19 protein-coding genes and 1 pseudogene are annotated in these 20714 nt (G+C 57.4%); 14 read left to right on the forward strand and 6 right to left on the reverse strand.

Going from position 1 to position 20714, the window contains the following annotated elements; genetic code table 11:
• Positions 1-33: 33 nt before the first annotated feature.
• The 4 genes and pseudogenes from ACODS3_RS22795 to greB all read left to right on the forward strand — a co-directional run bounded on the left by ACODS3_RS22795 (position 34) and on the right by greB (position 3382).
• Entirely contained in the window at positions 34-342 is a 309-nt protein-coding gene (locus ACODS3_RS22795) for a class I SAM-dependent methyltransferase (RefSeq protein WP_201002467.1), read from the forward strand.
• 1285 nt (positions 343-1627) lie between these two features.
• Positions 1628-1882, forward strand: a pseudogene (locus ACODS3_RS22800) (HAMP domain-containing protein); the annotation flags it as partial.
• Positions 1883-2041: 159 nt separating this feature from the next.
• Complete coding sequence (locus ACODS3_RS22805; protein ID WP_489036403.1) at positions 2042-2752, forward strand: methyl-accepting chemotaxis protein; 711 nt, start codon at positions 2042-2044, stop codon at positions 2750-2752.
• Between the two features lie 156 nt (positions 2753-2908).
• Positions 2909-3382, forward strand: coding sequence for a transcription elongation factor GreB (gene greB / locus ACODS3_RS22810; RefSeq protein ID WP_489036387.1), 474 nt, complete (start codon positions 2909-2911; stop codon positions 3380-3382).
• Between the two features lie 62 nt (positions 3383-3444).
• On the opposite strand, the gene ACODS3_RS22815 is transcribed toward greB, so the two are convergent.
• Both ACODS3_RS22815 and ACODS3_RS22820 read right to left on the reverse strand, forming a co-directional pair.
• On the reverse strand, positions 3445-5952 hold the full coding sequence (locus ACODS3_RS22815) for an ABC transporter permease (protein ID WP_489036389.1): 2508 nt from the start codon (positions 5950-5952) through the stop codon (positions 3445-3447).
• Complete coding sequence (locus tag ACODS3_RS22820) at positions 5952-6635, reverse strand: ABC transporter ATP-binding protein (RefSeq protein ID WP_122317868.1); 684 nt, start codon at positions 6633-6635, stop codon at positions 5952-5954. Before ACODS3_RS22820 ends, ACODS3_RS22815 begins: the two co-directional genes overlap by 1 nt.
• Before the next feature lie 10 nt (positions 6636-6645).
• Here ACODS3_RS22820 and ACODS3_RS22825 point away from each other — a divergent pair, with 10 nt between their 5' ends.
• From ACODS3_RS22825 to ACODS3_RS22835, 3 genes are all read left to right on the forward strand, one after another.
• A complete protein-coding gene (locus tag ACODS3_RS22825) occupies positions 6646-7251 on the forward strand; it encodes an arylesterase (protein WP_201020602.1) in 606 nt (201 codons plus the stop codon).
• A 56-nt stretch (positions 7252-7307) separates the two neighbouring features.
• Positions 7308-7589 (forward strand): hypothetical protein, encoded by a 282-nt coding sequence (locus tag ACODS3_RS22830; protein ID WP_117164303.1) that lies wholly within the window; start codon positions 7308-7310, stop codon positions 7587-7589.
• 95 nt (positions 7590-7684) lie between these two features.
• On the forward strand, positions 7685-8650 hold the full coding sequence (locus ACODS3_RS22835) for a L,D-transpeptidase family protein (RefSeq protein ID WP_201020601.1): 966 nt from the start codon (positions 7685-7687) through the stop codon (positions 8648-8650).
• Between the two features lie 119 nt (positions 8651-8769).
• On the opposite strand, the gene oprI is transcribed toward ACODS3_RS22835, so the two are convergent.
• Positions 8770-9021 (reverse strand): outer membrane lipoprotei OprI, encoded by a 252-nt coding sequence (oprI, locus tag ACODS3_RS22840; RefSeq protein WP_002553018.1) that lies wholly within the window; start codon positions 9019-9021, stop codon positions 8770-8772.
• 614 nt (positions 9022-9635) lie between these two features.
• Here oprI and ACODS3_RS22845 point away from each other — a divergent pair.
• Positions 9636-9917, forward strand: coding sequence for a GNAT family N-acetyltransferase (locus tag ACODS3_RS22845; protein ID WP_201002454.1), 282 nt, complete (start codon positions 9636-9638; stop codon positions 9915-9917).
• 64 nt (positions 9918-9981) lie between these two features.
• Here ACODS3_RS22845 and ACODS3_RS22850 read toward each other — a convergent pair whose 3' ends face one another.
• Positions 9982-11058, reverse strand: a complete 1077-nt coding sequence (locus tag ACODS3_RS22850; protein WP_201002453.1) for a 3-deoxy-7-phosphoheptulonate synthase — start codon at positions 11056-11058, stop codon at positions 9982-9984.
• Between the two features lie 279 nt (positions 11059-11337).
• Between ACODS3_RS22850 and ACODS3_RS22855 the strand changes: the two genes are divergently transcribed.
• From ACODS3_RS22855 to cysB, 4 genes are all read left to right on the forward strand, one after another.
• Positions 11338-12294 carry a putative 2-dehydropantoate 2-reductase gene (locus ACODS3_RS22855; RefSeq protein ID WP_201002451.1) on the forward strand — a complete coding sequence of 319 codons (957 nt, stop codon included), beginning with the start codon at positions 11338-11340 and terminating at the stop codon, positions 12292-12294.
• Between the two features lie 26 nt (positions 12295-12320).
• Entirely contained in the window at positions 12321-13226 is a 906-nt protein-coding gene (locus tag ACODS3_RS22860) for a 5'-nucleotidase (RefSeq protein ID WP_201020600.1), read from the forward strand.
• A gap of 90 nt (positions 13227-13316) precedes the next feature.
• Positions 13317-13811: a universal stress protein gene (locus ACODS3_RS22865; protein WP_201020599.1), complete on the forward strand. Its 495-nt coding sequence runs from the start codon at positions 13317-13319 to the stop codon at positions 13809-13811.
• Between the two features lie 150 nt (positions 13812-13961).
• Entirely contained in the window at positions 13962-14936 is a 975-nt protein-coding gene (cysB, locus tag ACODS3_RS22870) for an HTH-type transcriptional regulator CysB (protein ID WP_201002444.1), read from the forward strand.
• A 67-nt stretch (positions 14937-15003) separates the two neighbouring features.
• On the opposite strand, the gene ACODS3_RS22875 is transcribed toward cysB, so the two are convergent.
• Complete coding sequence (locus ACODS3_RS22875) at positions 15004-15738, reverse strand: phosphoadenylyl-sulfate reductase (RefSeq protein ID WP_201020598.1); 735 nt, start codon at positions 15736-15738, stop codon at positions 15004-15006.
• A gap of 186 nt (positions 15739-15924) precedes the next feature.
• Between ACODS3_RS22875 and thrH the strand changes: the two genes are divergently transcribed.
• Entirely contained in the window at positions 15925-16542 is a 618-nt protein-coding gene (gene thrH, locus ACODS3_RS22880; RefSeq protein WP_201002440.1) for a bifunctional phosphoserine phosphatase/homoserine phosphotransferase ThrH, read from the forward strand.
• Positions 16543-16589: 47 nt separating this feature from the next.
• On the opposite strand, the gene pabB is transcribed toward thrH, so the two are convergent.
• Positions 16590-17945 (reverse strand): aminodeoxychorismate synthase component I, encoded by a 1356-nt coding sequence (gene pabB, locus ACODS3_RS22885; RefSeq protein WP_201020597.1) that lies wholly within the window; start codon positions 17943-17945, stop codon positions 16590-16592.
• A 454-nt stretch (positions 17946-18399) separates the two neighbouring features.
• On the opposite strand from pabB, the gene ACODS3_RS22890 reads away from it, so the two are divergent.
• Positions 18400-20667 (forward strand): autotransporter outer membrane beta-barrel domain-containing protein, encoded by a 2268-nt coding sequence (locus ACODS3_RS22890; protein ID WP_489036398.1) that lies wholly within the window; start codon positions 18400-18402, stop codon positions 20665-20667.
• The last annotated feature ends 47 nt before the right edge of the window (positions 20668-20714 follow it).

The following is a 20714-nucleotide window of genomic DNA, read 5'->3' on the forward strand; positions in this document are numbered from 1 at the left end:
CCAGCGGACCATCCGAGGCTGAGACAAGACACCATGAACAACCTGCGCCCCCTCGCTCGCCTGTCCCCGATCACTACCGTGCTGTCCCGCAAGAATCCTAAAATCCTGCTGGGTGGTTCGCATCAGCCGACGTTATTGCGTTATCTGGACGGCTGGCCACGGCGTCGCGGCGGCTCTTGTGCCTTTCTTATTCAATTTGCCGATACGACCCAATCGCTGGCTCACTATGCCAACGACCAGTTCGACCTGGCCGTGATCCAGACACCCGATGCCGGCAATGTCGAACAGATGATTCATGATCTGACACGGATTGCCCGACAGGGCCTGATTACACTGGGTTAATACAAACCGGGCCACTTGCTCATCAATTAAATGGAATTACCGGGTAGGAGCGAATCAATTCGCGAGACGCACGTATATCCAAAGCAAATTTATCTCCATCAATAACGTCTCGCGAATAAATTCGCTTCTACGGTATAAGGCGTTTCAGTCTGGTTCTGCACTGTAAATCCCCTACAACGCTTTGGTGCGCGGGAACCAGAGCGTGACTCCGGCCACTCATTGCCTGTCTTTGCATTGTCTATTGCAGCTCACCGACTTTTCGTACAAAGCCTGACGTACCGATTTTTCGAATAAATAATTCAACATAAACGAGAAAGGGATCGTCTCAAGAGGGCGCTGAACGGTTGTCGCTAATAATTTAGTGGACGAGAACCCGATGAATATTTTGACTCCTGCCGTTTACGTAACAAACCGAGTCCGTTTTCCCATGAAGTTTTTTATCCTGGGAATTATTGTCCTCATACCTCTGCTTTTTCTCGGTACCCGAGTCATGCAGACACTCAACACCAGCATCGATACCTTGAGTCATGAACAAGTGGGCCAGCATTACCTGCTGGATGTTACCCCCGTGTTGCGAATGTCCATGATGCAACGTGCGCTGACCCACAGCATGCTCAGTGGCAATGAAAGCGCCAAAGCCGATGTCGCTCGCAATGCCGAGAAGCTTGAGCAAGCGTTCAACGACCTGGCAACTCTGGATGCCAAGGTCGGCCAGCAACTGGAAACAGCCGGTCGGGTGCAGAAACTGCGTGCCGACACCCGTGAACTGATAGAGCGCGCCAAGGCCCCCGGCGCGGAACCATTGGCTATTTTCAGCGCCTGGAACGATCAACTGACCAACGTGCTGGGCTTCATCTATTACATCTCGGCCACCTCGGGAATGATTCTGGATGAAGACTATGGCTCGCTGTTCCTGATCGACCTGAGCACGTTGCGACTGCCGCGGCAAATCAACGTGGTCGGGCAGATTCGTGGTCTGGCCAACGGTTTCAGCGTTGACCGTCAGGTTGACGAAACCACTCGTGCCTTTGCCTTGAACCTGATGAAGCAGGAAGCCCAGATCCGTCAGGAGTTGCAGCAGAGCCTGCGTCTGCTGCGTCGTGAGGAGCCGGAACTTGCCGATGTGGTGGAGCAACCCGTCACCGTGGCCTTTACCGATCTGGAAAACCTGAATCGCGACCTCATGGACTACCTGGACCCGAGCAAGAGCCCGAACGCAAGCGCCAATACTCTGGGCGAGCGTGGCAATGCCGTGGTCGCGCAGTTCTACAAGGCTCAGGAGCAGATGCAGGCTTCGTTGCAGGGCCAGCTCGCAACGCGCCTTCATGACCGTAACAATGAGCGTCTGTTCTTTATCGGCTTGTTCGTCGCTCTCGGTGTCTTGCTGCTGTATGCCTTTGCAGGCATCTACAATGCGTTGCGCAGCGCCGTGGAAGAACTGCTCAGCGTGACTGCACGCATTGCTCAAGGCGACCTGAGCGCACGGGTGCAGGTTGGCAGTCGTGACGAGATCGGGGATGTCGGCACAGGCCTGAACAGCATGGTCGAAGCGTTCTCCCATTCGTTGAGCCAGGTCGAGCGCAGTTCGCATTCCGTCTCCGAGTCCGCACAACGTCTGGAGCGCTCGATCAGCCAGGCCAAGCAATCCATGGATGCCCAGCAGGCCGAGACGGAGCAGGTCGCCACGGCGATCAACGAAATGACCACCAGCGTGGCCGACGTGGCGCACAACACCGAAGGTGCTGCCAGTGCCGCCGAAGCAGCCAGTAATGCTTCGGCCAAAGGCCTCCAAGTCATGGGTGAAACCCGTGCAACCATCGAAGCACTGGTCAATGAAGTGCAAATCAGCGGGCAAAAAGTCGAAGCCCTGGCCACCCACAGCATGGAAATCGGCGGCGTGATCGAAGTGATTCGCACCATCGCTGACCAGACCAACCTGCTGGCCCTGAACGCGGCCATTGAAGCGGCGCGAGCAGGTGAGCAGGGCCGAGGCTTTGCCGTGGTGGCAGACGAAGTGCGCACTCTGGCTTCACGCACACAGAACTCCACCGAGGAAATCCGCCGCATCATTCAGCAACTGCAAGGCGCTACCGACGAAGCCGTGCAGCAGATGAAAGCCGGTCAGGACCGTGCCCATGCCTGTCTCGATGCTTCTGAGCAGGCTTCAGGCACCCTTAAACAGATCAACGAAGCCGTGGACGGAATCGTTGGCATGAATACCCAGATCGCCAGTGCAGCCATACAACAGCACTCGGTTTCTGAGGACATCAACCGTAACGTCATAGGCATACGCAACAGCAGTCTGGTGGTCATGGACGGTGTGAACGATAACGCAGTGACGGCGGACGAACTGTCATCACTGGCCAGCGAACTGCGCACCGTGGTCGGCCGCTTCCAGTTCGCCAGGTAAGCTTCACAGGCCTTTCAGTCACCAGATACTGAAAGGCCTGCTCCTTCCTGCTCTTGCTTGCAGCTTGCAGCTTGCAGCCTGCAGCCTGCAACTTCTACTATCATCCCCCTCTGTTTCCCTACCCCCGCTGCAAACACTGCCTGCGAGATTCCTCTTTTGCCTACAAACATCATTACAACGGAAGGTCATGAGGCTCTGAAAAAGGAGCTGGATTACCTGTGGCGAGAAAAGCGTCCCGATACCACCCGCAAAGTCACCTGGGCGGCGTCGTTGGGGGATCGCAGTGAAAATGCCGACTACCAGTACAACAAGAAACTGCTCCGCGAGATCGATCGCAGGGTTCGCTACCTTCGCAAGCGGCTTGAGGATGTGCGGGTCGTCGCCTATTCCCCCGAGCAGGAAGGCAAAATCTTTTTCGGGGCCTGGGTCGAGATTGAAAACGAGGCGGGAGAGATCAAGAAATTCAGGATCGTGGGGTATGACGAGATCTACGGTCGCAACGACTACATCTCCATCGACTCACCCATGGCTCGTGCGCTGCTGAAAAAGGAAGTGGGCGACGAGGCGGTGGTGCAGACACCTGGCGGAGAGGTGTTGTGGTGGATCAATGAGATTTTTTACGGCCAATAATGTTCGCGAATAAATTCGCTCCTACGCAGATTGTGTAGGAGCGAATTCAGTCGCGAAGGGTCTCAACCCTCGCGCAGCACCGTCAGCGGGCTGGCATTCAAGGCGCGACGTGTACCGAACACACCGGCGCCGCCCACCAGCAGGGCACCGATCAGTGGCAGCAACAACAGCCATGGATGCGGTTGCCAGGCCAGATCGAAGGCGTAGCGGTACAGGACCAGACTGACCAGTTCGCAGCCCAGCGCGGCCAGCAGGCCACTGGCTGCGCCAAGCAGGCCGAACTCGATGCGGCGAGACTTGATCAGCAGCTTGCGTTCGGCCCCCAGGGCGCGCAGCAAGGCACCTTGGCGGATACGCTCATCAAGAGTCGCCTGCAAGCCCGAGAACAGCACGGCAATGCCGGCTGCCAGCACGAACAGCAGCACGAACTGCACCGCCAGGGTCACTTGATCGAGGATGCTGCGCACCTGAGCCAGCAGGGCTTCCACGCCCAGGATGCTGATGGCCGGGTAGGCACGGGAAAGCTCGACGATCTGCTTGTCCTGGCCGGGCGGCAGATAGAAGCTGGTCAGGTAAGTGGTCGGCAGGTCGGTGAGGGTGCCGGGCTGGAAGATCATGAAGAAGTTGGGCTGGAAGGTATCCCAATTCACGTCCCGCAGGCTGGTGACCACGGCTTCGCGAGTCAGGCCGCCGACGATGAAGCTCAGGTTGTCCCCCAGCTTGATTCCAAGGCTGTCTGCCAGCTTGGCTTCCACCGAGACTCCAGGCTTGGCGTCAGCAGCAGTGGCAGGTGCCCACCAGTTACCGGCAGTCAGCCTGTTGCCTTCGGGCATATCGGCCGCCCAGGTCAGGCTCAGATCGCGGCGGGTCGCATTTTCGCCGCGTGAGTCCTTGGTCACGAAGTTGCCGACCGGTTCGCCGTTGATGTTCACCAGACGGCCCGGCACCACAGGGTAGAGCGGGGCAGAGTGGGTCGACAGGCGGCTCAGGGTCTGGGCGAAGTTTTCTTTCTCGGAAGGCAGGACGTTGAGCACGAAATAGTTCGGTGCGTCCTTGGGCAACTGGTTCTGCCAGGTGTCGAGCAATTCACCGCGCAACAGGGCTATCAGCCCCATGGACAACAGGATCAGCCCGAATGCCAGCGACTGACCGGCTGCGGCCAATGGATAGCGTAGCAACTGGCCCAGCCCCAGCCGCCATGGCAGCGAGGCACCGGAAAGCAGGCGACGCAGGCTCTTGAGCGCCAGCAGCAACAGGCTGCCCAGCACCAGCGCGGCCACGATGCCGCCACCCAGCAGGGCGAAGGTCAGGACCAGATCCAGGCTCAGACGCCACATGATCAGACCAAGCGCCAGCAAGGCCGCGCCGTAGACCAGCCAGGAACTGGCCGGAATCGGCAGCATGTCCCGGCGCAATACGCGCAATGGCGGTACGCGGCCCAAGGCTGCCAGCGGCGGCAGAGCGAAGCCGGCCAATGCGACCAGACCGGTACCGATCCCGGCAACGGCGGGCAGCAGACCGCCAGCGGGTACGGTGGCCGGCAAGAGATTTTGCAACAGGGCAAACAGGCCCAGTTGCGCCAGCCAGCCCAGCAAGGCTCCACTCAAACTGGCCAGCAGGCCGATGATCGCCAGTTGCAGGCTGAACAGGGTCATGGTTTCGCCACGGGACAGGCCCAGGCAACGCAACAGCGCACTGGAGTCGAAGCGTCGGGCGGCGAAGCGCGATGCCGAGAGTGCGACCGCGACACCGGCCAGCAGTACGGCCACCAGACTCGCCATATTCAGGTAACGCTCGGCCTTGCCCAGTGCGCCGCCGATCTGCTGGCTGCCGTCCCGGGCGTCCTTGATTTCCTGATGAGGTTCAAGGCCTGGCTCTATGGCTTTACGGTAGGCCGCCAGAACCTCGGGAGGCCCGCTCCACATTTCCCGGTACTCGACCCGGCTGCCCGGTTGCACGACACCGGTGGCGGCAAGGTCTTGCAGGTTGATCATCACCCGTGGCGTCAGGCTGTAGAAGTTGCCGGCGCGATCAGGCTCGTAGGTGAGGATGCGGGTCAGCTTCAAGGTCTTGGAGCCGACATCGATGTTGTCGCCGATCTTCAGGTTTACCGCCGGCAGCAGTCGTGCCTCGGCCCAGGCTTCTCCCGGTTCGGGACCGTTACCGATCTGTTCAGGCTGGTAGAGGTCGGGAGCGCTTTTCAGGTCGCCACGCAGCGGGTAGACGTCATCCACTGCCTTGATGCTGGAGAGCTGAATACCACTATCGGTAGCGATTACGCTGGAGAACAGCACGATTTTCGCGTGGTCGAGCTTGAGCTGCTCGCCCGCTTCTATCTGTTCCGGGCGGGCAGGGCTTGAGCCTTCGAGGATCAGGTCGGCCCCGAGGAATTCTGTAGCCCGCAGCATCATGGCGCCATTGAGGCGTGCGCCGAAGTAGCCGATGGCGGTGCTGGCGGCTACAGCGACCAGCAGCGCGAAGAACAACACCCGCAACTCGCCGGCGCGGGCATCGCGCAGCAGTTGTCGGGCAGCAAGGCTGAGCAGGCGAACAAAGGGCAGGCGTGCCATCAAGGCTCCAGAGGGGCGACCAGACGCCCACCTTCAAGACGGATCAGGCGTCGGCAACGATGGGCCAGGCGCTCATCATGGGTGACCAGTACCAGCGTCGTATTGCGCTCCTTGTTCAACTCGAACAACAGATCGCTGATGCGTTCGCCCGTGTGGCTGTCCAGGTTGCCGGTCGGTTCGTCGGCGAACAGCACATCCGGATCGGCAGCGAAGGCGCGTGCAATCGCGACCCGTTGCTGTTCGCCACCGGACAACTGGCGCGGCGTATGGGTCAGGCGCTTGCCCAGACCGACGCGCTCCAGCAGGCTGCGCGCTTTTTCACGTGCATCCTTCCGGCCTTCCAGCTCCATGGGCAGCATGACGTTTTCAAGGGCATTGAGGCTGTCGAGCAACTGGAACGACTGGAAGACGAAGCCGACGTGTTCGGCACGAACCCTGGCGCGCTGATCTTCATCCAGCTGGCTCAGGTTGCGTCCCGAAAGGGTCACGGCACCGGCACTGGGAAGATCCAGCCCGGCCAGCAGGCCCAGAAGCGTCGATTTGCCGGAACCTGAGGAACCAACGATGGCCAGCGTATCTCCCTTGTTTAGTTCCAGAGAGAGTTCGTGCAGGATAGTCAGGTCACCTTCGGTGCTGGGGACCACTTTACTGAGGCTTTGAGCACTGAGAATACTTTCACTCATGGAGAGTCCGATGCGTGCGTGGTTTTTAAGTGCTGGCCTGGGTTTGTTGCTGCTGTCACAAGGGGCAGTGGCGGGCACGGTATTGATCGTTGGAGATAGTATCAGCGCGGCTTTCGGCCTGGATACCCGTGTCGGCTGGGTCAGCCTGCTCGAGCAGCGCATGCGCAGCGAGGGACACACCGATAAAGTCGTCAATGCGTCGATCAGTGGCGACACCAGTGCCGGAGGCCTGGCGCGGCTGCCTACGCTGCTTGCAGAGCATAAGCCCGAGCTGGTTATTCTCGAATTGGGCGGCAACGACGGGCTGCGCGGGCAACTGCCAGCCCAATTGCAACAAAACCTTACGAGCATGGTTCAGCAGTCCAAGGGGGCCGGTGCCAAGGTGCTGCTTCTGGGGATGAGGATACCGCCCAATTACGGCCCTCGTTACACCACGGCCTTTGCCGAGGTGTACCCCAAGGTTGCTCAGGAAACCGACATCCCGTTGGTGCCTTTCATGCTTGAAGGTGTAGGTGGTGTGGCTGCGTTGATGCAGGACGATGGGCTTCACCCCAACGCCAAGGCACAACCCATGCTGCTTGATAATGTCTGGCCGAGCCTGAAACCGCTGCTTTGAGGCTTTTCTAGGCGGGGTCTTTCGGCTAATGTGGCGCCCCCTATCTGGAGCCCCCCATGCCGCGTCCCGCCTGGTCCCTATATGCCTATCAAATGATCGAGCCCGATGAACAGCTCGATCTGTTCGCGTGCCAGGAAGTCAGGGTGCATCTGATTGCGCGACAACTGGAGCTGGGCGGCTCCATCGATCGTACCTTGTGCGGCACCTTGCTCCCGGCGCAGCCACGCTGGTCGGGGGTCGAGCAGCAGGCCTTGACCGATGAGCGGCTGTGTCCGTTGTGCAAGGCGATTCTCGACGCTCAGCGACGCGGGATGCATCCGATCTGGCCTGAACTGTAGCTGTCTCTGTCCTGCGCCTGTCTCCCGGTTCTGTAAGCGCCGGTGTACACTTCATTACTTTCCCCATTCGCCGTTTAGCCGAAGGATTTCCCCGGATGTTGTCGCGCATTCCAGCCGTTACCCGCTGTCTGTCGCTTGCTGCTCTCTGTGTGGCCAGCTCTGTCAATGCACTGGAGTTTCCATTGCCTGCGCCTGGAGAGGACATCATCGGGCAGGTTCAGGTGATCAAGGCTCGCTACGAGGATACCTTTGCCGATATCGGCACAAAGTACGACCTGGGTTATCTGGAGATGATCGCGGCCAACCCTGGCGTCGATCCATGGTTGCCGGGCGCTGGCACCGATATCGTGTTGCCGACCCGCTTCATTCTGCCGCCGGGTCCGCGTGAAGGTATCGTCATCAATCTGGCCGAATACCGCATGTACTACTACCCCAAGGGCCAGAACGTTGTACATACCTATCCTCTGGGAGTGGGGCGCGAAGGCTGGGGGTCGCCGATCGGTGTGACCAAGGTGATCGCCAAGACGCCGAACCCGACCTGGACACCGCCGGCGTCGATTCGCGCCGAGCACGCGGCCGATGGCGACATCCTGCCCAGCGTCGTGCCTGCCGGTCCCGATAACCCTCTGGGGCCGTTCAAGTTCGGGCTGGGCATGTCCGGTTACCTGATCCATGGCTCGAACAAGAAGTTCGGCATCGGCATGCGCACCAGCCATGGCTGCTTCCGCATGTACAACAACAACGTACTGGAGCTGGCAGACATGGCGCCGGTGGGCACGACGGTGCGAATCATCAGCGAGCCCTACAAGTTCGGTATCAGTGGCGGCAAGGTGTATCTGGAAGCCCACACTCCGCTGGACGATCAGGGCAATCCGTCAGTGGTCGACAAGCACACTGGCGTCATCAATGCCTTGCTCAAGCGTGAGGATCTGGCCAACAACCTGCGCATGAACTGGGATCTGGTGCGTGATGTGGTCGCTGCCGAAGATGGCATGCCGGTCGAGATCGCGGTTCCGGGCACTGCGCCAGCGGCTGCCGAAGCCCCGGTGATCTTTCAATAAGCTGTCTTGAGTCCTGGCCAGCCTGAGCGGGCTGGTCAAGGCCTGCATACTGAATCGCAGGCAATAAAAAGGCTGACCCGTGCGAACGGGTCAGCCTTTTCAACAATCCCGAGGGATTATTACTTGCGGCTAGCTTTGTCCAGCATGCGCAGAGCGCGCTCGTTGGCTTCGTCAGCAGTTTGCTGAGCTTTTTGAGCAGCAGCCAGAGCTTCGTCAGCCTTGCGATAGGCTTCGTCGGCACGTGCTTGCGAACGAGCTGCTGCGTCTTCGGTAGCTGTCAGACGAGCTTCGGTTTCTTTGGAGACGCTGCTGCAACCGGTGGCCAGAACTGCGGCCAGAGCCAGAGCAGAGAATTTCAGAACGTTGTTCATCGTGTTCCCCTTCAAGGACTTTTCTTCAAATTAGTCATCTCTCGAAAGTGAGAAAATGACCGGCGTACATAGTACCCATTGTTTGTAGTAAGTAAACTGACGAAGCGCAAGAAGGGATAAAATTCTTGGCTTTGAAAGTGTTCCGTACTACTTCTCATGCAATCTGTATAAAAACTATCCACTTTGCCGCGTCAGCGTGGGACAGTGGCTCTGACGAACGCCTGGCTCAAGAAGACACGTGCCGCCATGACCCGGAATCCGGGTGCTGTGGCTTCATATCGGCCACTTCATGTCCAATGTCGCGCCTTGCTCTTGAGCAGGCTCGTTATCTAAAAGGACTGCGGTGACTTTCAATGTTCATGGACGTCTCAATCGACAACATCCGGCGAGGACTGGTTCAACCGTGCCCGTAAATATTGGGTCGAACATGCATTTTATGATCGATAGGCTTGAGCATCTTCTGTAAGGACGCCTACTATTTGGAGGTGCTGTTTGTTGGAGATCTGCAATTCTTTTCTCGGTGTCCAGGCAGGCACGGGGTGGCGTAGATATTCCTTCGCCGGAAAAACATCGGTAAGGTAGGGGTCAAAATCCAAGACCCGCGAGGAGTAGTGATGAGCGAGGCGTTGTCCATCCACCATGATAAGACTGGCCATCAATTTGAAGTCAACGTTGAAGGTCATCGTGCCTACCTGACCTATATGGACCTGGGAAAACAGACCCTGGATTTCTACCGGACCTTCGTGCCGGACGAGCTGCGTGGCAGGGGCATTGCGGCTGCCCTGACCGAACAGGCGCTCAATTATGCCGACAGCATGGGGTACACCGTGATTGCATCCTGCTCGTATGTTGAGCGCTACATGGAGCGCCACCACCGCCAGGCTGCCAAGATCTGAAGGCACATCCAGCACTATGAAAAACGCCGGGCATATGCCCGGCGTTTTCGTTGGTGCGTGACCGTTAACCGCGATTGCGGGCTGGCAGTACACCCTTGAGCTTGGCATGCATGCTGCGCAGGGTTTTTTCGGTGCTTTCCCAGTCGATACAGGCATCGGTGATCGATACGCCGTATTGCAGTTCCGACAGGTCTTTGGGAATGGCCTGGCAACCCCAGTTCAGGTGGCTTTCCACCATCAGGCCGATGATCGACTCGTTGCCTTCCAGAATCTGGTTGGCGACGTTCTCCATGACCAGAGGTTGCAGGGCAGGGTCCTTGTTGGAGTTGGCGTGGCTGCAATCGACCATGATGTTCGGACGGATATTCGCCTTGTTCAGTGCCTGCTCGCAAAGAGCGACGCTGACCGAGTCATAGTTCGGCTTGCCGTTGCCGCCGCGCAGTACCACGTGACCATAGGCATTGCCCTTGGTGGTCACGATGGAAACGCCGCCTTCCTGGTTGATACCCAGGAAGCGATGCGGGCTGGAAACCGATTGCAGGGCGTTGATTGCAACCGTCAGGCCGCCATCCGTGCCGTTCTTGAAGCCCACGGCCGACGACAGGCCGGAAGCCATTTCGCGGTGGGTCTGGGATTCGGTCGTGCGGGCGCCGATGGCAGACCAGCTGATCAGGTCTTGCAGGTATTGCGGGGAGATCGGGTCCAGCGCTTCGGTAGCGGTTGGCAGGCCCATTTCCGCGAGGTCCAGCAGCAATTGACGGCCGATGTGCAAGCCATCCTGGATCTTGAAGGAGTCATCCAGGTACGGATCGTTGATCAGGCCTTTCCAGCCGACGGTGGTACGTGGCTTCTCGAAATACACGCGCATGACCAGATACAGGGTGTCCGAAAGTTCGGCAGCCAGAGTCTTGAGGCGTGCGGCGTATTCTTTTGCTGCCTTCAGATCATGAATCGAGCATGGCCCGATCACGATGAACAGGCGATGATCCTTGCCGTCGAGAATGTTGCGGATCACTTCCCGGCCCTGGCTTACAGTGTGCAGGGCTTTCTCGGTAAGAGGAATTTCGTGCTTGAGTTGATCCGGCGTGATCAGAGTCTCGTTGGATGCAACGTTGAGGTCGTCAATCGGTAAATCAGCCATCGTGTTACTCATCAGGTCACGGGTATTGGCCGCACGCAGTGTTTCTTGCGGCGGTGCTCAGCATGGTTGAGCGTATCGGGGAGCCGAACCTTAGCGCGTTACCCTGTTGCTCGACAATGGGTAAACGTGGCTTTGAGGCTGTCGGGCTGTAATAAAGACAGTACTTGAAGCAAGGATAGCCGCTTGCTCTCGCCGTGAATTTGCAACCGGTCGGCATGCATCGGATAGTGTGCGGACAATCAGAACTGCCATGAGGCAGACGATATTGAGAGGATGAGTATGACCCGTGATACGCAACGACCAAGGATCGGCATTATCGGCACCGGTGCTATTGGTGGTTTTTATGGCCTGATGCTGGCGCGTGCCGGTTTTGACGTGCATTTCCTGTTGCGCAGTGAATTCAATGCAGTGGTTCGCAACGGCCTGCAGGTGAACAGTGCGGTGCATGGTGATCTGTCGCTCAATCCGGTCCAGGCTTATTGCTCCGTTGCAGACATGCCGCCTTGCGACTGGTTGCTGGTGGGCACCAAAAGTACCGGCAATGGCGGCCTTGCGCCTGTCATTGCCCGGGCTGCGGCGCCGGGAGCCAAAGTCCTGCTTTTGCAGAATGGCCTGGGAGTGGAGGATCAGTTGCGGCCCTTGCTGCCCGAGAGTCTGCACCTCCTGGGTGGTTTGTGTTTTATCTGCGTGCATCGTGCGCAGCCCGGGGTTGTGACCCATCAGGCTTTTGGTGCCGTGAGTGTCGGGTATCACAGTGGCCCGGCCGTTGATCAGGAAAGCCGTCAGGCAGTGGTCGAAGAATGTACGGCGCTTTTTCAGAGGGCAGGAGTCGAATCCCATGCCATGGCCGATCTGCAGCAGGCCCGCTGGCAGAAGCTGGTCTGGAATGTGCCCTATAACGGTTTGTCTGCCCTGTTGCAGACCAGCACTACGCCATTGATGGTCGATCCTTGCAGTCGTGAACTGATCAAGGCATTGATGGATGAGGTGGTGCAGGGCGCCGAGGCTTGTGGCTATGTCCTGCCCGAAGGGTATGCTCGTCAACTGTTCGAGGTGACCGGGAAAATGCCGGATTACAAACCCAGCATGCACCACGACTTCGTCGAGGGGCGACCGCTGGAGCTGGAGGCCATCTATGCCAGGCCGCTGGCCGCCGCGCTGGAGGCTGGATACGACATGTCGCGGGTCAGGGTGCTCTATCAGTCTCTGGCGTTCATCGGACGTCGAAACGTTTGATTCGATCAGTCAACAAGGAGGCGATCATGGCAGACCGTGATGAGCATAAACTGGTGCTGGCGATTTCCTCGCGGGCACTGTTCGATCTGCGTGAAAGCCATGCGGTGTATATGGCGGACGGGGTCGAAGCCTATCGCCAGTATCAGATCGATCATGAAGACGAAGTGCTGGAGCAGGGCGACGCTTATCTGCTGGTGGAAAAGCTGCTGAGTCTCAACGCCAGCCTCAGCAAGGCGCGGGTCGAGGTCATACTCGTTTCGCGCAACAGCGCCGATACCGGGTTGCGGGTCTTCAATTCGATTCAGCATTACGGGCTGGATATCACCCGTGCCGCTTTTGTCGGCGGGCGCAGTCCCTATCCTTATCTGGCGGCGTTTGGCTGCCACCTGTTTCTTTCAACCCATGCCGAGGACGTACGCAGCGCTCTGGATGCCGGATTCGCTGCGGCAACCATTCTTTCCGGTGGCGCACGGCGGGCGGCCAGTGCCGAGTTGCGAATCGCGTTCGACGGCGATGCGGTGCTGTTTTCCGACGAGTCCGAGCGCATCTACCAGACCGGCGGGCTGGCGGCCTTTCAGGCCAGTGAACGCGAGTCGGCGCGTGAGCCTTTGCGCGGCGGACCTTTCAAGCCGTTTCTGGCAGCGCTTAACCTGTTGCAGCGCGAGTTTCCCGAGGAAAACTGCCCGATTCGTACGGCCCTGGTCACGGCCCGCTCTGCTCCGGCCCACGAGCGGGTGATCCGCACCCTGCGCGAGTGGGACATTCGTCTGGACGAGTCGCTGTTTCTGGGTGGTTTGCAGAAGTCTGCTTTTCTTGAAGCGTTCGCGGCCGATGTCTTCTTCGACGATCAGCCCGGCCATTGCGAAAAGGCCCGGGAGGTTGTAGCTACCGGCCATGTTCCCCACGGCATCAGTAATGAAATAAAGCTTTGACAGCACAAGGCGCAATAAGCCGTATTCGTAGTCTTGGGTGCGCTGCTAAGCTGAATCAATCTCCGTCATTCCGGTTGTTCGGGAGGTTATATGATTCGTTCGATCCTGTATGCCACAGACCTCGGTCTGTATGCGCCTTACGTGGTGCAACATGCGCTGGCAATGGCTCGAACGTTCAATGCCGGCCTTTACGTCATTCATGTTGTCGAGCCCATGGGTCTGTTCGCCGAGTCGGTATTGCAGAGCTACCTGGGGGAGGATGCGTTGAAGGACCTTCACGGCAAGGGCGTGAGTACATTCATGGATGGAATAGAGCAAAGGATGCTCGACGGGTTTCGTGAAGAACTAGGAGAAGGTCATAAAGACCTGTCTTTCATCCGCGCAGTGAGGGTCGTTCAAGGGGAGCCATGCAATGTGATCCTTGAGCAGACACGCGAGCTGGCAGTGGACTTGCTGGTGCTAGGTAGTCATAGCCATATGGCGAAAGAGGGCGCGCCGATAGGTCGTACGGCCGCCAGGGTTTTACAGCTTTCTGATGTACCGGTTTACATGGTGCCCATGATGCAGAACAGAGGACGGGGGTAGGGTGGGGGTGTAAATGATGGTTTAAGTGAAATCGAGCGTGCGATTACCTCTCAAAGGTGATAAAAAGTTCTAGCGTTATTCACCAGACCATTAATCCAGTTATATACCGTCGCTGATACCCCTAGGGTTTATCTGCTTTGAGGGATACATATGAAGCTCCAACAATTGCGCTACATTTGGGAAGTGGCGCACCACGACCTCAACGTTTCCGCGACGGCACAGAGCCTTTACACCTCGCAGCCCGGCATCAGCAAGCAGATACGCTTGCTTGAGGACGAGTTGGGGGTCGAAGTTTTTGCCCGCAGCGGCAAGCACCTGACACGGGTCACGCCAGCCGGTGAACGCATTATCACCACTGCTGGCGAGATTCTGCGCAAGGTCGAAAGCATCAAGCAAATTGCCCAGGAATTCTCCAACGAGAAAAAGGGCACCTTGTCGATCGCAACCACCCATACCCAGGCGCGTTATGCCTTACCGCCTGTCATCAGTAATTTCATCAAGCAATACCCGGACGTTGCATTGCACATGCACCAGGGGTCACCGATGCAGATCGGGGAAATGGCGGCTGACGGGACCGTTGACTTCGCCATTGCTACCGAAGCGCTGGAGCAGTTCGGTGATCTGGTCATGATGCCGTGCTACCGCTGGAACCGCTGTGTAGTGGTGCCTCAGGGCCATCCCCTGACCAAGGTACCCAAGCTGACCCTGGAGCTGCTGGCCGAATACCCGATCGTGACTTATGTATTCGGGTTCACCGGGCGCTCCAAGCTTGATGAAGCATTCAGCCACCGCGGGCTGGTGCCCAAGGTCGTTTTCACGGCGGCGGACGCAGACGTGATCAAGACTTATGTGCGCCTGAATCTGGGGGTCGGTATCGTTGCCAGGATGGCAGTGGATGAAGAGCTCGACAGTGACCTGGTCATTCTTGATGCCAGCGACCTGTTCGAGTCAAGCATCACCAAGATTGCTTTCCGTCGCGGTACTTTCCTGCGTGGCTTCATGTGCGACTTCATCGAGAAGTTTGCCCCGCACCTGACTCGCGAAGTCATGGCCAAGGCGATTCACTGCCACAACAAACAGGAGCTGGAAGAGCTGTTCGAGGGTGTGGAACTGCCTGTGCATTGATGTCTATCGCGGATGAATCCGCTCCCACGCAATCTGTGTAGGAGCGGATTCATCCGCGAAACGACCATCAACCCTTGGTAATCAGATTCCCGGCGTGCAACCCGCATTCCTTCTGCGTCGCCTCTTCCCACCACCAGCGGCCTTCACGTTCGTGCTGGTTCGGCAATACCGGGCGCGTGCAGGGCTCGCAGCCAATACTGATGAAACCGCGTTCGTGCAGGCTGTTGTAAGGCAGCTCAAGCATGCGGATATAGCCCCAGATTTCTTCGCTGCTCATCTGTGCCAGAGGGTTGAACTTGTACAGCGTGCGTTCGGGCGTCGAGAAGGCGCTGTCGACTTCCAGGGCGGCTACCGCGCTCCGGGTGCCAGGGCTCTGGTCGCGACGCTGGCCGGTGGCCCAGGCCTTGACGTCTGACAGCTTGCGGCGCAGGGGTTCGATCTTGCGAACGCCACAGCATTCGCCATGACCGTCCTTGTAGAAGCTGAACAGGCCCTTTTCCTTGACGAAAGGCTCAAGCTTTTGCTGGTCCGGGGAGATCAGTTCGATATCGATCCTGTAATGCTCGCGGACCTGCTCGATGAAGCGATAAGTCTCTGGATGCAGGCGACCGGTATCCAGGCTGAACACCTTGACGTTCTTGTTCAGCTTCCAGGCCATGTCCACCAGCACCACATCTTCGGCACCGCTGAAGGAGATCCACAGCTCGTCACCGAAATGTGCGAAGGCCAGTTTCAGAATGTCCTGAGCAGACTTGTTGGCATACGTCGCGGCGAGTTCAGCGACGTCGAAGGGTTGGCTCATCAGGCGGCTTCCTAGGTACAAGAGTGGCGCTTAAGCGCTCGTGATGGCGGCAATGGTAACAAAATCCATCGCTCAATGGCCTGTCTGACGTGTTCTGGGTTTGTGCCAGTACGGCTTGCGCTGAAATGGCAACAGACTCTAGAGTGCCGCTTCGCTTGATCTTGAAATCCCATTGAGGAGTGTTCTGTGGAAATTGCCTGTCTCGACCTGGAAGGGGTGCTGGTCCCGGAAATCTGGATTGCCTTTGCCGAAAAAACCGGCATCGAATCGCTGCGTGCGACCACTCGGGATATTCCCGACTATGACGTGCTGATGAAGCAGCGGCTGCGCATCCTCGATGAGCATGGCCTGAAGCTGTCGGATATCCAGGAAGTGATCGGCACCCTCAAGCCGCTGGACGGCGCGGTCGAATTCGTCGACTGGCTGCGCGAGCGTTTCCAGGTGGTGATTCTGTCGGATACTTTCTACGAGTTTTCCCAGCCGCTGATGCGCCAACTGGGTTTTCCGACCTTGTTGTGCCATCGACTGATCACCGACGAGACGGATCGCGTCGTCAGCTACCAGTTGCGTCAGAAAGACCCGAAGCGTCAGTCGGTACTGGCTTTCAAGAGCCTGTATTACCGCATCATCGCTGCTGGCGATTCCTACAACGACACCACCATGCTGGGCGAGGCCGATGCAGGCATCCTGTTCCATGCCCCGGAAAACGTCATTCGCGAATTCCCGCAGTTCCCGGCGGTGCATACCTTTGAAGACCTGAAAAAGGAATTCATCAAGGCCTCGAACCGGGATCTGTCGCTGTAGATCCATTCGCGAATGAAGTCGCTCCTGCACATACCGTAGGAGCGACTTCAGTCGCGAATAAAGTTCTCCAGTGTCCTGAGCAACACCCGCACCTTGGTAAAAGACTCCTGATACTCCGACTCCCAATCGGAGTCTGCCACGATTCCACCGCCACCCCAGCAGGAAATGCTGCCGTCTTTCACCAGCAGGCTGCGGATGGCGATGGAGCTGTCCAGTTCACCGCGCACATCCAGGTACATCAGCGAGCCGCAGTACAAGGCGCGGCGTGTGGGCTCAAGTTCGTCGATGATCTGCATGGCGCGGATCTTTGGGGCACCGGTAATCGAGCCGCCGGGGAAGCTGCCAGCGATCAAGTCCAGAGCATCCTTGTCTGCCGCCAGTTCGCCAGTCACGCTGCTGACCAGGTGATGCACATTCGGGTAGCTTTCCAGGCTGAACAGCTCCGGCACTTTCACTGAACCGGTGGTGCAACTGCGGCCCAGATCGTTACGTAACAAATCGACGATCATCAGGTTTTCGGCGCGGTCCTTGATGCTTGAAAGCAGTTCCTGCGCATAGGCCTCATCTTCGATTGCATCGCGACCCCGTGGGCGGGTGCCTTTGATCGGGCGGGTTTCGACTTCCCGATGGCTGACTTTGACGAAGCGCTCCGGCGACAGGCTCAGGATCGCATCGCCGTCGGGCAATGACTGGTAGCCGGAAAACGGCGTTGGGCATGCTTCGCGCAGAGCGCAGTAGGCAGTCCATGAGTCGCCTTCGCAGCGAGTCTGAAAGCGCTGGGCAAAGTTGACCTGATAACAGTCACCCGCCTGGATGTAGTCCTGAATACGGGTAATGGCTGTGCGGTAATCCAGTGCGCTGAGGTCGGCCTGGAAAGGGCTGCTCAAGCGGAACTCGCTCGGGACCGAGTCGCTGCCCGGCTGCTGAAACAGCTCCAGCAACCGCAAGCGTTCAGATTCCGGCAGTGCAGGGTGACAGACCAGTTGCGTGGTGCCTGCCTGATGATCACTGATCACCGCCCAGGCATACAGGCCCAGGCGAGCATCCGGCAGTTGCAGGTCATCGATAGCCAGGGTTGGTAACGGCTCAAGGCGACGACCGAAGTCATAGCCCAGATAGCCGATCAACCCACCCGCAAAGGGCAGTTCGCTGTCATAGGGCAATTGTGCAACGCCCAGACGCTCAAGGCCGTCGCGCAACCGTTGCAGAAACGCCGTACCGGATTCACCTGGCTCTACAACCAGATGCTCCAGCGGCCATGCGCTGAGCAGATCAAACCTTCCGCGATCCGCCTCAGGACGACCACTGTCCAGCAACACGGCGCCCGGTGCGTGACGGACCCGTTTGAAGTATTCAGCAGGGTCAGATGAATAGCGCAAGGGGTAAAGGGTGCAGGTCGGCATTCGCAGAAATCGGTCGGCAGTATCGGGTGGGTGATTCTAAGGCTCAAGTGCCAGTATCTCCTAGTACTCTGTTTGGGAAACGGGCTGTATTCTTGTCCTGAAGAAGTATTTTGATGGAAATGATCATTTGACTGTAAAGGCAGCTTTACAACTAATTCCATCGTGTCCCAGGTCGTGATGTACAAGTGCTTTATCGCTGATTTGAATAGCTTGTATGAATCTAGGAAGAGAATGTTAATGAAATGATTTAGTTATTCTTGAAAGGGATAAGCCTGCTTTTTTTATTGTGAATTGATTGGCTCTTCATCGTTTATTTATCTTTTGTTCGTGGGAATAAGGCTACATTCCTCTAGGAAAGGTCCTACATGATTATAGGTTTTGTATTGTTATTCTTCGGCGCCGTTGATGACGTACGCATTGTCGTTGTCGCTTTTATAAAACGAAGGAATAAGTCATGTTTTTTTATAATTCGTCGAAGTCTGCTGCTTCAGGCAGAGTATTGCGAACACTGTGGATTACTCCGTTGGTGTTATTTGGCTATCATGGTGCCGCTCTGGCGGAAACCGTTATTGGAGGCCCCAGGTATATCGATAGCACTTACTATAAGACTGAGTGGTTTGTCATGAATGGAGGGGTGCTTAATGCCGATGGTGCCAAGGCTACTTACATAAGAGTGGAGCACGGCGGTGCGCTGAACTTTACGGATACGCAGGTGACGGGTGAGGGGGCTATCTTAGGTATTGCCATCAGTTTTCTGGGCGGTGCAGGGAACTTCATTGGCGGCAGTATCGGGGGGGCAAATGCACTTATTGGCATGCGCGTAACTGCCGCCAATGCGCTGATGAATGGCACTATCGTGAGCGCAAATGAAATAGGCATTGATATGTTGGCAGGGAGCACTGTGACGCTCTCGGGAAGTCAGGTCAGTGGCACGGGTGCCAATGGCGTTGGGGTTCACATGTTCAACGGGGAGTTGAGGGCCACTAACGGTACGGTCATTTCCGGGGCCGTAAACGGTATCAACGTCACTCAAAGTCGTGATGTTTCGGGCCCTGGTAATCCTTTCATCGAACTGGACAACAGCCAGGTCATTGGGCAGACAGGTGCTGCAATCGTTGTTGATCCCCCTTTTGGCAGCACTGACTTGACGAACATCATTGTAAAGAACGGCTCAAGTCTGACGGGGGGGAACGGGAATATTCTCGAGGTCAATGGCGCTACGGCCACAATGGATGTATCAGGCAGTGCGCTTGCGGGAAATGTTCAGGTCACTGACAGTGGCAAGCTGGATTTGAGCCTGGACCAGAGCACCCTGACGGGCGACGTGATCGCTGAAGCGGGCAGTACTGCAAATGTTGCACTCTCCAATAACTCCGTTCTGACGGGCCGTCTTGAAAACCTCAGCAGCCTGGCGATCAATAGTGCTGCGAGGTGGGTGATGGTTGAAGACTCCACGGTCAGCAACCTGACCATGGATGGCGGCTTCATCAAGATGGGTGAGCCGGATGCGTTCTACAGGTTGTCGGTGGGCAATCTGTCAGGTAATGGCACCTTTGTCATGGACGCCGATTTCTCCCAGGGCAAAGTCGACTTTCTCGATGTGACTGGTACTGCAACCGGCAATCACTCCTTGCTGGTGGGGGCGACCGGTTCCGATCCGCTTGCCGACTCGTCCATGCATGTGGTGCATACCGCCAGTGGTGACGCACAGTTCTCGTTGCTCAACGGGCCGGTAGATATGGGCACCTACACTTATGAACTCAGCCAGCAAGGTGGTAACGACTGGTATCTGGTCAATACCGGCAAGGTCAGTTCGAGCACTGGCGCGGTACTGGCATTGTTCAATACGGCGCCTACTGTGTGGTATGGCGAGTTGTCCACCCTGCGCAGCCGTATGGGTGAGTTGCGTTTCAAGGGCGGGCAGCCAGGCGGCTGGATTCGTACCTATGGCAACAAGTTTGACGCCAAGGCCGCGTCCGATGTCGGTTACAAACAGACACAACAAGGGCTTTCCTTTGGTGCCGATGCCCCATTGCCATGGGGTGACGGGCAGTGGCTGGTCGGTCTGCTGGGTGGTTACAGCAAGTCGGACCTGAACCTTGATCGCGGTACCACCGGGCAGGTCAACAGCTACTATGTCGGCGCTTATACGACCTGGCTCGATCAGGACAGCGGCTACTACTTTGACGGTGTTCTCAAGCTCAACCGCTTTCGTAATGAAGCCGATGTCAGCCTGAGTGATGGTTCCGAGTCGAAGGGCGATTACGACAACAGTGGTGTGGGGGCTTCCGTCGAGTTCGGCAAGCATATCAAGCTCGATGATGGCTATTTCGTCGAGCCTTACACGCAACTGGCAGGCTTGATGGTTGAGGGCAAGGATTATTCTCTGGACAACGGCATGCGGGCTGAAGGTGATGATACCCGGTCACTGGTCGGCAAGCTGGGTGCTACGGCAGGTCGTGATTTCGATCTGGGCGAGGGCCGGATTGCCCAGCCTTATATTCGTGCCGCTTACGTGCATGAGTTTTCTCAGGACAATGGTGTAAAGATCAATGGCAACGACTTCAATAATGATCTTTCCGGGGCGCGAGGTGAACTGGGTGCCGGTATTGCCGTTTCAATGTCGGATCGCCTGCAACTGCATGCCGATTTCGATTACAGCAATGGCAAGAAACTTGAGCAGCCGTGGGGTGCCAATATAGGGTTGCGTTATAACTGGTAAGGGTTGTCATGGATCATGAGGGAAGCGAAAGCTTCCCTTTTTTATTC

The organism is Pseudomonas sp. FG43, from assembly GCF_057809175.1.